We start from the raw sequence: 15,733 nt of genomic DNA, 5'->3' as shown, positions 1-15,733 counted from the left end.
TTTATATTGTTTTTTATAGCTTTAGAAATGATTTTAGGAATAACTCTTTATAAAGATGACGATGATGGTGGTATAACAGCCTCAGTGTTTCCTTTAGCATTCCCTCTTATTGCTGGACCAGGAAGTTTAACGACTTTACTGTCTTTACGTGCAGAGTTTGCTATTGAAAATATAATTGTAGCAGTCATCTCAAATGTTCTAGTAATATACCTTGTACTAAAAACTTCGGCTAAAATTGAAAGAATTATCGGTCCAAATGGTATAAAAATTATTAGAAAAGTATTTGGTGTTATTTTATTAGCTATTGCTGTAAAACTATTTGCTCATAACTTCAAGGAATTACTCGCTTAAACACTTAAAAGATGAAAGTATTTACCATTTTAGTAACAATAATTGCTATTGTATTAATCGGATTTAATGTGACACAAATCAACTTAGATGCTCCTTTTGAAGGTCAGAGTGTTGTTGCATTAATTACAATTTTAGCGTCGTTATGTGCGATTGCTTTATTACAGGTTTTGAGATTATCAAAAAAAGTAGATCAGAAATTAAAAAACAACAATTAATGTTTGATGTGCTCATTGTTGGAGGTGGAGCAGCAGGAATGTCTTGCGCTTTGGTTTTAGGATCTGCAAAATCTAAACCATTTGCAATAAACAAACGTATTGGCATTGTTATGCATCAGCGCTCTTCACATTTACAGAATGCGTTGTTTAATAATGTTTTGGGTTTGGTTCCAGGCACAACAGGTGCATCTATTTTAGAAAATGGACCTAAACAATTGAAAGAATTATATCCTCACGTGGAACAGATTGAATCAGAAAAGGTTAAATCAATCACTAAAATTTCTGAAGGTTTTTTAGTTACAACCAACTGTGAGACCTATACAACTAGATTAGTTGTTATTGCAGTAGGTTATACAAACTTGGTAAATATTAAAGGTTTAGAATCTTATATTGAACCACATCCAAGAGCAGTGCCTCAAAAAGAGCGCGTTTGGTTAAAAAATGAGAATCATTTAGTAGATAAAAATCTTTATGTTGCTGGAACAATGGCTGGATGGCGGAGCCAATTTGCGATAGCTTCGGGAAGTGGAGCTCAAGTAGCAACAGATGTTTTAACATTCTGGAATGATGGCAAACACACTAAGGTTCACGATAAAATCTAATTTAATTAACTTACTCGTTTAGTGTTTCATTGGATTTACTTAGTAAAATAACTTCTTCGATCATAGTATCAGCCTTATTCATAATTTGTTCTGAAACATTGCTGTTATATAGTTGACTAGCTAATTCTGCTTTGATAAGTATCTTCATTTGATCGTAGTAATTTACAAATGAAATGTTAGTCCGCTCTTTTAGATTTAGAAAGTCTTGAAATTTCTCAACAGTAGAATCACTTACACTAAAGTTTTTAATGAAGTCTGAAGCCTCAAAAGCAGTGTATGTACTTCTATCTTTATCTAACTCTTCAAAAACAAAATTGCTCACATAACCTCTTCGCTTAATGTAGTTGAGTGTTTCGTTTTGAGCACTTGTGTCTAATGGTACAAATACATCTGGAATGATGCCACCACCACCATATACAATCTTTCCATTTGGAGTCGTAAATTTTAAAGAATCTGCAATTTCAATATTTTCTGCATTTTCAAATTCCCCATTACTTAATCGTTTATAATAATCGTTGTAATAATCAGTATTATTGCCATTATCATAAGGTCGTTGAATGGAGCGTCCGGTTGGCGTATAGTATCTTGAGACAGTCAAACGAACCGCACTTCCGTCACCAAGAGACATTTCGCGTTGCACTAAACCTTTACCATAACTTCGTCTACCAACGATGGTTCCTTTGTCATTGTCTTGAAGTGCACCAGCAATTATTTCACTTGCAGAAGCTGAGTTTTCATCTAAGAGCGTAAATACTTGTCCTTCCTCAAAGTCACCACGTCGAGTGGCATAATGGTTTTCTATTTTTCCTGCTTTGTTTTTAGTAAATAAAATAAGTTTCTTATTCTCTAAAAATTCATCGGCTATTTGTTTTGAAATTTCTAGCAAACCACCTGGATTATCACGAAGGTCTAAGGCTAATTTTGTTGCACCTTGATCTTGTAAATAGTCTAGTGCTTTTTTAAATTCCTTATACGTAGATTCAGCAAAGCGATTGATTTTTATATATCCAAGATTATCAGTAAGCATGTAATAAGCATCGACACTTTTAATTGGGATATCTGAGTATTTAACTTTAAAAGTTAATAAGTCATCTTCACCAGGACGAAATACTTTAAGTGTAATTTTACTATTTTTCTCACCCTTCAATTTTTTAACAATAGCTTCATTTGTCCATTCGCTCCCGAATATAGAATCGCCGTTTGCCATTATAATTCGGTCACCTCCTTTTATACCTGCTTTTTCACTTGGTCCACCTTCAATTGGTCTAATGACTGTAACTGTATCTTTATAGGTGTAAAAGCTAACACCTATCCCAACAAAATCCCCTTTCATGTTGTCTGTTGAGCGTTGCATCTCACTTTCAGGAATGTATATGGAATGTGGGTCTAGGTTCTCTAAAATCCCATTAACAGTGACATCAACAATGCTGTCAGTATTGATTTTGTCGACATATTCATAATCAATATAATCGATAAGCCTATTAAGTTTGTCTTTTTTACTATTGGTTGTAAATAAACGATCTGAAGTGTCAGTGAAATTAAGTTTTCCACCAATAAACACACCTAATGCAATGGCGAGACCTAATAATAATGGTATATATTTTTTTTGAAAGTTCATTTATGCTTTTAAGTCTTCAATAAGTTCAAGATCTATTCCGGCTTTTTTCAAAAACTGCAGACCAGAATCGTCTTTATAGCCTTCATGGTAAACGACACGAATGATGCCGGCTTGATGTATCAGTTTACTACATTCTTTACAAGGTGATAATGTAATGTATAATGTAGAGCCCTTACAAGATTGTGTTGACGCAGCTACTTTTAGTATGGCATTAGCTTCAGCGTGTAGCACATACCATTTGGTGTAGCCTTCATCGTCTTCGCAGTAGTTTTCAAATCCAGTAGGTGTTCCATTATAGCCATCAGAAATAATCATTCGATCTTTTACAATTAAGGCACCAACTTGTTTGCGTTGGCAATGTGATAATTTCCCCCATTCTTTGGCGATTCTTAAATAGGCCTTATCATATCGAAGTTGTTTTTCTTTTGACATTTCATTGATTTAAAAAGATAAAACGAATATAGTCGCTTCAAAGTTTAATTACAAGCGTTATTAATTTGTAATTGAATTCGTTTCAAAAGTAGTAATTAAACAAAGGGTAGCGACATTTAATTTTGAAGTTTAAGTTAAAGTTTTACCAAAATACTTAGGACTTTCTTAATTTTTTAAGACAACAGTTTGTGTTGAATTAGCATAGGTATTAAACAACCCAGAACTATAGATGATATGACCATCACCCAGTCTCGTTTTGAAAACCTGAAAATCGTTTGGCAAAGAAAACTTAAAAAGATAAGGATAAATGCAATTACTACTATGCCAATTCCCATACCTAATGCAATTTCTATAATGTTTAAAAATGTGTTTTCAGAAGCTGTAGCTAACGCCTTAAACTCATTTGAAAAACCTAGTCCGTGAACCAATCCAAAGAATAGTATAATAATTATTATCAATCCAGTTTTTGAGTGAAGTGCTTTTTTTCCTGCAGTAAAAATATTGTATAACGCTACAACTGAAATGCAGAGGAGGGCTAAAAGCGATATGATATTATTATCAACATTAATAAAATTATATAATGTTAATGCTAAAGTTGTACAGTGTCCAATACTAAAAATGGTAATTAATAACAAGATGCGTTTCCAGTGTTTGAATGCATATGGAAGTACTAATGCGGTAAAAAAAAGAATATGCTCGTAAGCACTAAAATGAAGTACATGATAAATGCCGTCTTGTAGGTTGGATATGAAATTATCAATCATGGTTTGTGCATTTGGGTTACATCAAAGTTACATTATATAAATTACACGTAACACTAAAATGAAATGGATTTATCTTATAATACTGTTAAAGATTGGGGATATTAGATATTATTTATAAAGAAATAAGGAATACAAAACATTTTTATTTAAATTCGTGTAAAAGTAGAGTTAACTTAGATATAATATAACGTTAAACCTTTATGCTCTAACGTAATTTTTACTTTTTTAATTACAATTTTTTTATATCTTTAACCCTTAAACTAATAAAATTAAGAACTAGAACGATGAAAAGACTATTTTCTATCTTAGCCATAGCAGGATTAATGGCTTTCACTACTACTGTAAATGCAGCAACTACAATTCAAAACGAATTACCAACTGAAGAATTATCTTTTACCCAACAAGTAAAAGAGCGTTTTATAGAAGGTGGTCCATTTTTTATGGGTATCGTACTATTGTGTTTAATCTTAGGATTAGCAATTGCAATTGAAAGAATTATTTATTTAAATCTTGCTACGACAAACACAAAAAAATTAACTCAAAATGTTGAGGACGCACTTCAGTCAGGAGGTGTTGAAGCTGCAAAAGAAGTTTGTAGAAATACAAAAGGACCAGTAGCATCTATTTTTTACCAAGGCCTTGATAGAGCAGATGAAAGTATAGAGTCTGCTGAAAAAGCTGTTGTAGCTTATGGAGGAGTTCAAATGGGACAACTTGAGAAAAACGTATCTTGGATTTCATTATTTATCGCATTAGCACCAATGTTAGGTTTCATGGGAACTGTACTAGGTATGATTGATGCTTTTGATAAAATTGAAGCAGCAGGTGATATGAATCCTTCTTTAGTAGCAGGTGGTATTAAAGTTGCCTTATTAACAACTGTATTTGGTCTTATTGTAGCTATTATTCTACAAATCTTTTATAATTACATCATATCTAAAATAGACAGCATTGTTAATGATATGGAAGATGCATCAATAACCTTAATGGATTTATTGGTAAGACATAAAAAGTAAGACTCATTTATTAAATCATACATAATATGAATATTCAAAAAATAATCAAAATTGGTGCTTTAGTAATTAGTCTCATTGCAGTTTACTTCTTAGTAAGGATAATGATGTTAGGTGATGAAGCTATTGAAAGTGATGTCGCTAATCAAGGCGTATTAACTGGTTTTGCTAACTTAGCTTATGTTGTACTTGCAATTGCTGCAATATCAGCTATTCTGTTCAGTTTAGTTAATTTAGTTAGTCAACCAGAAAAACTTAAGAAAGCATTAATGTCATTAGGTGTTTTTGCACTTGTAATGGCTGTCGCTTGGTTTGCTTCTTCAGGAGAAGAAAGACTTTTAAGTGACGGTACGACACTAACCGCTGGACAATCACAACTTGTTGAAGCTGGTATCAAAGCATTTTATCTTTTAATTCTACTTGCAGCAGGTTTAATGTTGTTTTTCGGAGTTAAAAAGATGTTAAGTAAATAATAATACAAATTAAATTATGGCAAAACGATCAGCACCAGAAGTTAATGCAGGATCTATGGCTGATATTGCATTCTTATTACTCATATTCTTCCTTGTAACTACAACAATACCAAAAGATTCTGGTATTACACGTAAGTTGCCTCCAATTGAAGAAAATGACCAAGATGTAGTCATCAAAGAGAAGAACATTTTTACAGTATTATTAAACGGTAAGGATCAACTTTTAGTTGAAGATGAATTAATGGAAATTGAAGACTTGAGGCTTGCAGCAATCAAGTTTCTTGATAATGGAGGTGATGGATCATGTTCATATTGTAAAGGAGCTAAGGATCCTAAATCATCTGATAATCCTGACAAAGCTATTATATCATTAAAAAATGATAGACAAACATCTTATGCAGCTTATATTACAGTTCAAAATGAATTGGTAGCAGCTTATAATGAACTTCGTAATAGAAGAGCCCTTGAGATAGGTCCTCAAAAAGGATTTGCAAAAATGGATTATATCGCTATGGAAAAAGCCTATGATGATGCTAAGTTTACAGGAAATAAAGTAAAGCTGAAAGAAGTTATTGAGCAAATCAAGTTAGAGATTCCTCAAAAACTATCTGAAGTAGAATAAATTAAAACATAAAACATGTCTAAATTTAAAAGTAAAAAAGATAATAGTTTGCCAGCAGTAAATACGGCATCTTTACCAGATATTGTATTTATGTTATTGTTTTTCTTTATGGTTGTTACTGTTATGAGAGAAGACAATTTAATTATTGAAAACAGATTACCTCAAGCCGATCAAGTTGAAAAACTAGACAAAAAATATCCTATCAGTTACATTTATGCAGGTAAGCCCGCAAGAGGATATGAGAAATTTGGTACTGAAGCTCGTTTACAGCTTAACGATAAATTAGCTGAAATTAGTGAAATTCAAGCTTTTATTAATGCTGAAAGAGCAGCGCTTCGTGAAGAGTTAGTGCCTAAGTTAACGGTATCTCTTAAAGTAGATAAAGAAGCTAATATGGGTATTGTTGGTGATATTAAAAAAGAACTTAGAAAAGCAAGTGCTTTTAGAATTAACTATACAACTGCAACTGGAGATGCTAAGGCAAATCTAGACTAAGCAGTTTAATATTGATTAAAAAAAGCATCCTAACACTAGGATGCTTTTTTTTATTTTAGCTTTTAATAATTTGCGCTCTATTCCGTTATATTTGTGTTATGAAAGATATCTATTCTTATTTGTTTTTCTTGGTTCTAGGATGCTATTTGTCCTATGGTCAAAATTCAATAGATACAGCAATCCAAACAGATACAACTGCTGTAGTTGATGATAAATATAGAGAGGACCAATTCTACGTATCTGTGACTTACAATTTGTTAGGAAATAAACCAGATGGTGTTTCTCAGAGTGGTTTTTCTAGTGGATACCACTTTGGATTTATAAGAGATATGCCAATTAATAAAAGAAGAAATCTTGCGATTGGCGTAGGACTTGGAATTTCTTCAAATTCGTATAATCAAACTTTATTAATTTCTGAGGGTAATGATGATTTTCAGTACACGGTTTTAAATGATAGTGACATTGAGTACAGTAAAAATAAGTTTACAACTTACTTAATTGAATTTCCGATAGAATTTAGATGGAGAACTTCAACAGCTACAGATTACGACTTTTGGCGAATTTATGCAGGTCTGAAATTAGGTTATGTATTTTATAATTCTTCAAAGTTTAATAGTATAGAAGGCGATATTAGATTGTCCAATATTGACAGTTTTAATGCTTTTCAGTATGGATTAACCTTAAGTGCTGGTTATTCTAATATTAGTTTTCATTTGTATTATGGTCTCAATGATATTTTTAATGAAGACGCTAAGATTAATGGACAATCAATTGAAATGAATTCAGTGCGTATAGGATTGATGTTTTATCTACTATAATAAGTCTTAAATCCAGTAGTTCAATAAAATTAATTGTGGCATTAAGCCTACAAAAAATCCAATGACTAATTCTATAGGTGTATGTGCTTTTAAATGTAATCTAGATGTTGCAATTGCACCGAGAACAACACACATTAAAGCAATTGTTCCGTTGATATTGATTTTAAAATGAATTGCTAATGCAACTGCAAACATAAAAAATCCTGCCGAAGCAATCATGTGGATACTTGCTTTAAACTTAACTATAGCTAGTGCGAAACAGGTTATTGTAGAGATAAGCACTCCAATAAAAAAGAAATATAATTCTGGAATTTCGTTTTGAGGCAATACTCTTACTAAAACTAAGCAAATAATTAAGGCATTCAGTAATAACGGAAGCTTTCGTTCATTTGTGGTTTCAAGATAAACAGAGTCTACTTTTTTTAATGTTTTTAAAAGATAGTACAAAAGCATTGGAAGTATTACAGTTAATATCGTAACCGAAAACAGCTTAGCTTTAAGCACAGGATCTGGAATAAAACGTGGCGTTTTTGAAAAATAGAAAATGACTCCCAAAAGAGGCATAAGTAATGGGTGGAAAATAAATGAAATACTTTTTAGGAGTTGATCTGTCATATCTTTTTCCTCAATCTAGCTACAGGAATATCTAGCTGTTCACGATATTTTGCAACTGTACGTCTAGCTATTGGATAACCTTTCTCTTTAAGAATTGTTGCCAACTTTTCATCTGTAAGAGGTTTGCGTTTATTTTCTTCTTCAACTACAGTTTCTAAAATTTTCTTGATTTCACGGGTTGATACTTCTTCGCCTTGATCGTTAGTCATAGATTCTGAGAAAAACTCTTTAATCAATTTTGTTCCATAAGGGGTATCTACATACTTGCTATTTGCAACACGTGATACTGTAGAAACATCCATGTCAATCTGATCAGCAATATCTTTTAGAATCATTGGTTTGAGCTTGCGTTCATCACCTGTAAGGAAGTATTCTTTTTGGTAATGCATAATAGAGCTCATCGTCACAAAAAGTGTTTGCTGACGTTGCTTTATGGCCTCAATGAACCATTTGGCTGCATCTAATTTTTGCTTTATGAATAATACAGCGTCTTTTTGAGATTTACTTTTGTCTTTAGCTTCTTTATAGCCTTTCATCATATTGCTATATTCTCTTGACACATGAAGCTCAGGAGCATTTCTTCCATTAAGCGTTAAATCTAATTCACCATCAACAATTTTTATGGCAAAATCAGGAACAACATGTTCTACCATCTTATTATTTCCAGCATAAGATCCACCAGGCTTAGGATTAAGTCGTTCAATCTCTTCGATAGCATCTTTTAACTGCACTTCAGTAATGTCAAACTTCTGAAGTAATTTTTTGTAATGTTTTTTTGTAAACTGGTCGAAGGCTTTATCAATAATATTACAAGCGAGTTCTACATCAGGATACTTTTCTTTTCTGTGCAGTTGAATGCTCAAGCATTCTTGAAGGTTTCTTGCTCCAACACCTGCTGGATCTAATTGATGTACTTTTTGAAGGATTTGTTCAACAGAAGCTTCATCTGTATATACACCTTGAGTAAATGCCAAATCGTCAACAATATCACTTATTGAACGACGTATATATCCACTCTCATCTACACTTCCTACTAAAAATTCAGCGATATTACGTTCATTATCATCTAGTCTAAAAGTGTTTAATTGATTCGTTAAATGTTGTGTAAATGATGTTCCTGCAGCATAAGGCACACTTTTTTCTTCATCATCACTACTATAGTTACTAACTTGAGTACGATAATCAGGAATTTCATCATCACTTAAATAATCATCTATATTGATGTCGTCAGCTTCAATAGTTTCACTATCGTTATACTCATCATCAGAATTGTCAAATTCATCAATTGAATCTAGCTCTTCTTTGGTTTCTTTACCATTTTCTAATGCTGGATTCTCTTCTAATTCTTGCTTTAATCGTTGTTCAAAAGCTTGCGTAGGCAATTGAATTAACTTCATCAACTGAATCTGTTGTGGAGATAACTTTTGCGAAAGTTTAAATTGTAAGTATTGTTTTAAAGCCATATAGTTTTAGCTCGAATTTGTTGGTTTAATAATTGATTGAATGAACAATATTCATAAATCTACAAGAATTATTCCAACTAAACTTATTTTTCTTATTTGAATTGATTCTATATATAAAACTAAAAAAACCTGAGAGTATTTCTACTTACAGGCTTTAAGTTTTTTAAAATTCTGCGTTTTGAGGTGTTCTTGGATAAGGAATCACATCTCTTATATTACCCATTCCTGTAGCGAACATTACTAAACGTTCAAAACCTAGACCAAAACCTGAATGTACAGCAGTTCCGTATTTACGTAAATCTAAATACCACCATAATTCTTCCTCAGGAATATCTAAGGCTTTCATTTTTTCTTTTAGGACTTCCAATCGCTCTTCACGTTGAGATCCACCAACCATTTCTCCAATACCAGGAAATAAAATATCCATTGCACGAACTGTTTTTCCATCTTCATTTAAGCGCATATAAAAGGCTTTAATATTAGCTGGATAATCAAACAGAATCACAGGACATTTAAAATGTTTTTCAACAAGGAAACGCTCATGTTCACTTTGTAAATCAGCTCCCCATTCTTCAATCAAATATTTAAATTTCTTTTTCTTGTTTGGTTTACAGTTCCGCAAAATATCAATGGCTTCTGTATAGCTTACACGTTTGAAATTATTATCAACCACAAATTTGATTTTTTCAATCAAGTTCATTTCAGATCGTTGTGCCTGAGGTAATTTCTTTTCTTCATCTTGCAGACGTTTATCTAAAAACTCTAAATCTTCACGATTGTGTTCTAAAACATAGCCTAAAACGGACTTCATAAAATCTTCTGCTAAGTCCATGTTACCATCTAAATCCATAAAAGCAACTTCTGGCTCTATCATCCAGAATTCCGCTAAATGACGTGAAGTATTTGAGTTTTCTGCTCTAAATGTTGGTCCGAACGTGTATACTTTCCCAAGAGACATGGCATAGGTTTCAGCTTCTAACTGACCAGACACAGTAAGATTGGTTTCCTTTCCGAAGAAATCTTGCTTATAATCAATAGTTCCTTCATCAGTTAATGGAGGATTTTTACCATCTAAAGCCGTGACTTTAAATATTTCACCTGCGCCTTCAGCATCACTTCCCGTAATAATTGGAGTGTGCATGTAGTAAAACCCGTTTTCATTAAAATATTTATGAATAGCAAAAGATAAAGTCGAACGTAAACGCATTACGGCACTAAATGTATTTGTTCGTGTACGTAAATGTGCATTTTCACGTAAAAATTCAAACGTGTGTTTTTTTGGTTGAATAGGATATTCTTCAGGATCAGAGTCGCCTAAAATATCAATTGAATTCACTTGAATTTCAACGGTCTGACCCTTTCCTTGACTTTCAACTAAATCGCCTTTAATATGAAGTGCAGCACCAGTAGTGATTCGTTTTAAAAGCGCTTCGTCAGTGTTTTCAAAATCAACGACACATTGTATATTATTAATTGTAGAACCATCATTTAAAGCGATAAAGCGATTGGCTCTAAACGTTCTAACCCAACCTTTAATTTCAATTGGTTGTAAAGGAATATCTTGTGTTAATAATTGTGCAACTGAGTATGTCATTGTTATTAAATTTTATGCAAATATAAATGTTTATGTAATGGTTTCATCGTCTGAATCATTATCCTCTTTAGGTATAATATTTATTGAAGGTTCTTTTAAAACTTCTTTATTAGCAATATTTCTCTCAAGAGATAACAATAGTGAAGGAAGCAATAGTAAATTAGACAACATAGCGAATAATAAAGTTGCAGATACTAAAGCACCTAATGCTTTTGTGCCACCAAAACTTGATGTGGTAAATACAATAAACCCGAAGAATAAGACTATAGAAGTATAAAACATACTTACGCCTGTTTCTCTTAATGCAGCATATACCGATTTACGTATTTTCCAATGATTGGCTTGTAATTCTTGTCTGTATTTTGCCAAAAAGTGAATGGTGTCATCAACAGAAATTCCGAAGGCAATACTAAAAACCAATATCGTTGAAGGTTTAATTGGAACGTTTAAATAACCCATTAAACCTGCAGTAATAAGTAAAGGTAATAAGTTTGGAATTAGCGATACAATAATCATTCGGAAAGACCTGAACATATAGGCCATAAATAAAGAGATAAGAAAAATAGCAAGACTTAAAGATATGACTAAGTTTCGCACTAAATATTTAGTTCCTTTCTGAAACACTAAAGCTTTACCTGTCATGGTAACTTCATAACGTTCTTTTGGAAATACCTTATTAATTTTATTTTGAAGATCCTCTTCAATCCGCTCCATTTTATCAGTGCCAATGTCTTTCATAAAAGTTGTAATACGAGCGTATTGACCAGTACTATCGACAAAATTCTTAAGCATATCGACATTCGATGACGAGTTTTTTGCATAAGATAGAATGAAACTATTCTCCTGACTTGTTGGGAGTTGATAATATTTTGGGTTGCCATTATAGTAAGCCTGTTTACTATATTTAACTAAGCTTACAGCAGAAATTGGTCTTGATAATTCTGGTGTTTCAATAATGAGTTCTTCTAGTTCATTCATACGCTTAAGCGTACTTAACTTCATGACCCCTTTTTTACGTTTGGTATCAACCATTATTTCTAAAGGCATGATGCCATTGAATTCACTTTCAAAAAACTTAATGTCTTTAAAAAATGCGGCATCCTTTGGCATGTCTTCAATAAGGCTTCCAGAAATTTTTATTTGATAAATTCCAATAATACTAGCAATTAAAAGAATTAACGAAGTAACATAAATGGTAATTTTTTTATGTTTTACCATACGTTCAATCCAATCTACAAATCCACCAATCCAACGTTTATTCAGATGTTCTAAATGTCTTTGCTTTGGATAAGGTAAAAAGGTATAAATGATTGGAATGACCAATAAGCATAATATAAATATCGCAAGAATGCTTAATGATGCTACAATACCAAATTCTTTTAGAAGCTTACTTTCTGTTAGAATGAAAGTTGCAAATCCAGAAGCTGTAGTTACATTGGTCATTAATGTAGCATTTCCAATTTTTGTAATTACACGCTGAAGCGACTTTACTTTATTACCGTGAAGTTTTACTTCGTGTTGGTATTTATTAATAAGAAAAATACAATTTGGGATTCCAATAACAATGATTAAAGGAGGAATTAAAGCCGTTAATACTGTGATTTCGTAATTGAGTAAGCCAATAATTCCGAAGGTCCACATCACACCAATGCAAACAACAATAAGTGAAATAAAAGTAGCTCTAAAAGATCTAAAAAACAGGAAGAAAATGAGTGAAGTAACTCCAAGCGCTAAGCCTATAAAAAGCCCAATTTCATCAACAATATTTTGAGAGTTTAATGTTCTTATATAAGGCATGCCAGACACTCTTACATCAAGATTGTTTTTAGCTTCAAAATCATCAATTTTATCTTGAAGCGTAAGCATGATAAAGTCTTTCCGAGCAGGTGTGTTTACTATTTCTTTCTTGAGATATATAGCAGTCCTGATGGTTTTAGTATCCTTGTTGAATAAGAAGTTATCATAAAACGGATACTTTTTAAACAATTCATCTTGAAGCGTATCTATTTGTTCTAAAGATGTTATTGAATCTTTTATGAAAGGCTCTAAATCAAATTTTTCAGCCTCAGTGTTTTTGACTAATTTCTGAAGGTCTTTAATTGAAACAACGGTTTCGACTTCGTCAAAAGCTTTAAAATCTTCCGAGAGTTGGTTCCAAGCATTTAAATTTTCAACAGTAAACAAAGAGGAGTCTTTAACACCAAGAACAACAAGATTTCCTTCTTCACCAAAGACATTTAAAAAATCGTTATATATTACATTAACTTCATGATCATCAGGTAATAAGTTGGCTTCAGTATAAGTGAAACGCATATTGTCCCATTTAGAACTAAAGAAAATAGTTGCTAATATGATACCTATGAGTATACCAATTTTGTTACGCAAAATTAATCGCGCAATAACTTCCCAAAAACCTGTTGAAAATAATTTAAACATCTACCTATTAAAAAGGAGCGACAAAGGTAGAAAAAACCAAGGGATATGCTTTATAAATTAATACTAATTTATTGTGATTATAAGCTGACATTAAAAGTAAATTTTGCAGCAATATTATCTTCTAGTTGTGGTAAGTGATAGCCACCATAGCGATAAGCGAAACTGAGACCAAAACCAAAGAGTAGTTTGTTGATTTCAAAACCAGCTTCAGAGTAGCCTTTTTCTAACGTGCCAAATGTGATATTTTCATGACGTTCCATATCGTTCATGTTACCAAGAGCAAATCTCGATATTAACACCAATTGTGGCCTGTAGCGTTCACTTATCTTAAAAGGTTTTATAAAATGTTTTAATTGGAGTGTAGCAAAACGATCTGAAAAGAATTCGTTAAAATACATTGTTTCAAAACTATTCACACCAGCCACAGAAAAACGTTGTAAGACAGTTTCCTTGGTTATATTATTTGGATAAGCATGGTACAAGTGGGTTAGAGGAGTACTACCTGTCGCTAATCCACTGCTTAATACTATTTCAGAGAATACGGCATCATTGTAGGTTATTTTATGACGAGTTCTAAAGTCAATTTTTGAAAAATTGAAATCTCCCTTTATTACATTTTTAAAACTCTGGGTAAATTGAAGAGTAAATTTTGGAAATCCATCTTTAGATTCTTTTGTTTTGTTTTTTACAGTTTCGAATTTACTAAATGGGCTCCATTGAAGGCTTAACTTGGCAGTGGTAACATCAAATTTTGAAAAGCTATCATCATCAATTACAAAATTGTAATTGTAAGTTGGATCAATTTTACTAATTGCTAATTCAGTTTCTGTGGTTAAATGATTTGATAATTGATGCTCAATATTTATAGCTTTTGTAATGTGCTTGTGAAATAAATCAATATTTAATAATCTAGGTTCAAAAAACTGAAAGAAACGTTTGTCAGTAAGAAAACTTGAACTCCCAGTTTCTTGTAAATCGTCTGTATATGAAAGATTAATCCAAGTCTTAGTAGCCTCGTTTACTCTAAAACCACCACCAATTCTATATTTAAAACGATGATCTTTAAAGCCGTATACTACATAACTATTAATGCGATATTTTTTTGAAAATTCATCGTTGGTAACACCGCCAAGTCCAGATCTTAGCCCTTCATATTGATTGAATTTTATCAAATATCTAAGGTCTACATTTAAAAATCGTGTTGGAAAATAACCATTACCTAAATGTTTAAGATAATCTATTTTGCGAATGGTGTCATTTTTAACTACAGATGAGTCTTGCTGACTATTTGTTTCCTGAGAATGCAGTGCATAAGAGCATAGTGTTATAGATACTAAAAATAAACACTTATGCATTGAGAACTAATAATGGATTAATATTAATGGATTAAAAAAGCGACATTGTAATGAGTCGCTTTTTTTGAGTTTATACTGTCATGATTTCATTTTCTTTGACTTCAAAAATGGCATCTATTTTTTTAACGTACTTATCTGTCATTTGTTGTACATCAATTTCCCCATTTTTTTGTTGATCCTCAGAGGCACCTTCTTGATTTTTAATATCATTATTTGCGTCTTTACGTGCATTTCGCACGCCAACTTTAGCATCTTCAGCTTCAGCTTTAGCCTGTTTAGATAATTCACGTCTTCGCTCTTCTGTTAAAGGCGGTACGTTAATTATGATAGTTTCTCCATTATTCATTGGGTTGAAACCTAAATTAGCAACCATAATACTACGTTCAATCTCCTGTAGCATACTTTTTTCCCAAGGCTGAACAGTAATCGTTCTACCGTCAGGAGTATTTACGTTAGCGACTTGACTCAATGGTGTTTGAGTACCATAATAGTCAACCATAACGCTTCCAAGCATTGCAGGACTAGCCTTTCCAGCTCTGATGTTTACAAATTGTTTTTCTAGATGCTTTAATGCAGCATCCATTGCTTCTTGAGCCGTATCTAATATAAATTTTATGTCTTCGTTCATTTTAAAAAAACTTTAATTTGTAAAAAGCTTACCAAAAAATAAGCCAAACTTTATAGATTTACTTTAGTTCCAATATTTTCTCCAGAAACTACTTTCATTAAGTTTCCTTTTTTATTCATATCAAAAACGATAATTGGGAGTTTATTTTCTTGACTTAATGTAAAGGCTGTTGTATCCATAACCTTAAGGCCTTTTCGCAATACATCATCAAAAGTAATATGGTCAAATTTCACTGCATT

Annotated in this window: 17 protein-coding genes and 1 pseudogene; 8 read left to right on the top strand and 10 right to left on the bottom strand. The window is 32.2% G+C overall.

Features of this window, described 5'->3' with window-relative positions:
* From AB8B90_RS00355 to AB8B90_RS00345, 3 genes are all read left to right on the top strand, one after another.
* Window positions 1-351 (top strand): MarC family protein (locus AB8B90_RS00355; protein ID WP_405332430.1); only part of this gene is annotated, 351 nt, incomplete at its 5' end.
* An 11-nt stretch (window positions 352-362) separates the two neighbouring features.
* Window positions 363-566 (top strand): hypothetical protein, encoded by a 204-nt coding sequence (locus AB8B90_RS00350; RefSeq protein ID WP_405332427.1) that lies wholly within the window; start codon window positions 363-365, stop codon window positions 564-566.
* Complete coding sequence (locus AB8B90_RS00345; protein ID WP_405332424.1) at window positions 566-1,168, top strand: FAD-dependent oxidoreductase; 603 nt, start codon at window positions 566-568, stop codon at window positions 1,166-1,168. Before AB8B90_RS00350 ends, AB8B90_RS00345 begins: the two co-directional genes overlap by 1 nt.
* A 10-nt stretch (window positions 1,169-1,178) precedes the next feature.
* Here AB8B90_RS00345 and AB8B90_RS00340 read toward each other — a convergent pair whose 3' ends face one another.
* From AB8B90_RS00340 to AB8B90_RS00330, 3 genes are all read right to left on the bottom strand, one after another.
* On the bottom strand, window positions 1,179-2,786 hold the full coding sequence (locus AB8B90_RS00340) for a S41 family peptidase (protein WP_405332421.1): 1,608 nt from the start codon (window positions 2,784-2,786) through the stop codon (window positions 1,179-1,181).
* A complete protein-coding gene (locus AB8B90_RS00335) occupies window positions 2,787-3,218 on the bottom strand; it encodes a deoxycytidylate deaminase (RefSeq protein ID WP_405332418.1) in 432 nt (143 codons plus the stop codon).
* 173 nt (window positions 3,219-3,391) lie between these two features.
* On the bottom strand, window positions 3,392-3,982 hold the full coding sequence (locus AB8B90_RS00330; RefSeq protein WP_405332416.1) for a HupE/UreJ family protein: 591 nt from the start codon (window positions 3,980-3,982) through the stop codon (window positions 3,392-3,394).
* Between the two features lie 284 nt (window positions 3,983-4,266).
* Here AB8B90_RS00330 and AB8B90_RS00325 point away from each other — a divergent pair, with 284 nt between their 5' ends.
* The 5 genes from AB8B90_RS00325 (at window position 4,267) to AB8B90_RS00305 (ending at window position 7,403) form a co-directional block, all read left to right on the top strand.
* Window positions 4,267-4,998: a MotA/TolQ/ExbB proton channel family protein gene (locus tag AB8B90_RS00325; RefSeq protein ID WP_405332414.1), complete on the top strand. Its 732-nt coding sequence runs from the start codon at window positions 4,267-4,269 to the stop codon at window positions 4,996-4,998.
* Between the two features lie 26 nt (window positions 4,999-5,024).
* Window positions 5,025-5,468: a hypothetical protein gene (locus AB8B90_RS00320; protein ID WP_405332411.1), complete on the top strand. Its 444-nt coding sequence runs from the start codon at window positions 5,025-5,027 to the stop codon at window positions 5,466-5,468.
* A 16-nt stretch (window positions 5,469-5,484) separates the two neighbouring features.
* Window positions 5,485-6,090 (top strand): ExbD/TolR family protein, encoded by a 606-nt coding sequence (locus tag AB8B90_RS00315; protein ID WP_405332408.1) that lies wholly within the window; start codon window positions 5,485-5,487, stop codon window positions 6,088-6,090.
* 15 nt (window positions 6,091-6,105) lie between these two features.
* A complete protein-coding gene (locus tag AB8B90_RS00310) occupies window positions 6,106-6,585 on the top strand; it encodes an ExbD/TolR family protein (protein WP_405332407.1) in 480 nt (159 codons plus the stop codon).
* A gap of 98 nt (window positions 6,586-6,683) precedes the next feature.
* Window positions 6,684-7,403 carry a porin family protein gene (locus AB8B90_RS00305; protein WP_405332404.1) on the top strand — a complete coding sequence of 240 codons (720 nt, stop codon included), beginning with the start codon at window positions 6,684-6,686 and terminating at the stop codon, window positions 7,401-7,403.
* 6 nt (window positions 7,404-7,409) lie between these two features.
* On the opposite strand, the gene AB8B90_RS00300 is transcribed toward AB8B90_RS00305, so the two are convergent.
* The 7 genes and pseudogenes from AB8B90_RS00300 to pyrH all read right to left on the bottom strand — a co-directional run.
* A complete protein-coding gene (locus AB8B90_RS00300; protein ID WP_405332401.1) occupies window positions 7,410-8,018 on the bottom strand; it encodes a hypothetical protein in 609 nt (202 codons plus the stop codon).
* Window positions 8,015-9,481 (bottom strand): RNA polymerase factor sigma-54, encoded by a 1,467-nt coding sequence (gene rpoN, locus AB8B90_RS00295; RefSeq protein ID WP_405332399.1) that lies wholly within the window; start codon window positions 9,479-9,481, stop codon window positions 8,015-8,017. Before rpoN ends, AB8B90_RS00300 begins: the two co-directional genes overlap by 4 nt.
* 163 nt (window positions 9,482-9,644) lie before the next feature.
* Window positions 9,645-11,075 (bottom strand): asparagine--tRNA ligase, encoded by a 1,431-nt coding sequence (asnS, locus tag AB8B90_RS00290; protein WP_405332396.1) that lies wholly within the window; start codon window positions 11,073-11,075, stop codon window positions 9,645-9,647.
* A 30-nt stretch (window positions 11,076-11,105) separates the two neighbouring features.
* Window positions 11,106-13,511 carry an RND family transporter gene (locus AB8B90_RS00285; RefSeq protein WP_405332394.1) on the bottom strand — a complete coding sequence of 802 codons (2,406 nt, stop codon included), beginning with the start codon at window positions 13,509-13,511 and terminating at the stop codon, window positions 11,106-11,108.
* 77 nt (window positions 13,512-13,588) lie between these two features.
* Window positions 13,589-14,866: a DUF5686 family protein gene (locus AB8B90_RS00280; protein ID WP_405332391.1), complete on the bottom strand. Its 1,278-nt coding sequence runs from the start codon at window positions 14,864-14,866 to the stop codon at window positions 13,589-13,591.
* 70 nt (window positions 14,867-14,936) lie between these two features.
* Complete coding sequence (frr, locus tag AB8B90_RS00275; protein ID WP_405332390.1) at window positions 14,937-15,494, bottom strand: ribosome recycling factor; 558 nt, start codon at window positions 15,492-15,494, stop codon at window positions 14,937-14,939.
* Between the two features lie 50 nt (window positions 15,495-15,544).
* Window positions 15,545-15,733, bottom strand: a pseudogene (gene pyrH / locus AB8B90_RS00270) (UMP kinase); the annotation flags it as partial.

Origin of the sequence: Psychroserpens sp., from assembly GCF_045105015.1 — a bacterium.
GTDB lineage: Bacteria > Bacteroidota > Bacteroidia > Flavobacteriales > Flavobacteriaceae > Psychroserpens.
This window is presented reverse-complemented; position numbering and strand designations above follow the sequence as displayed.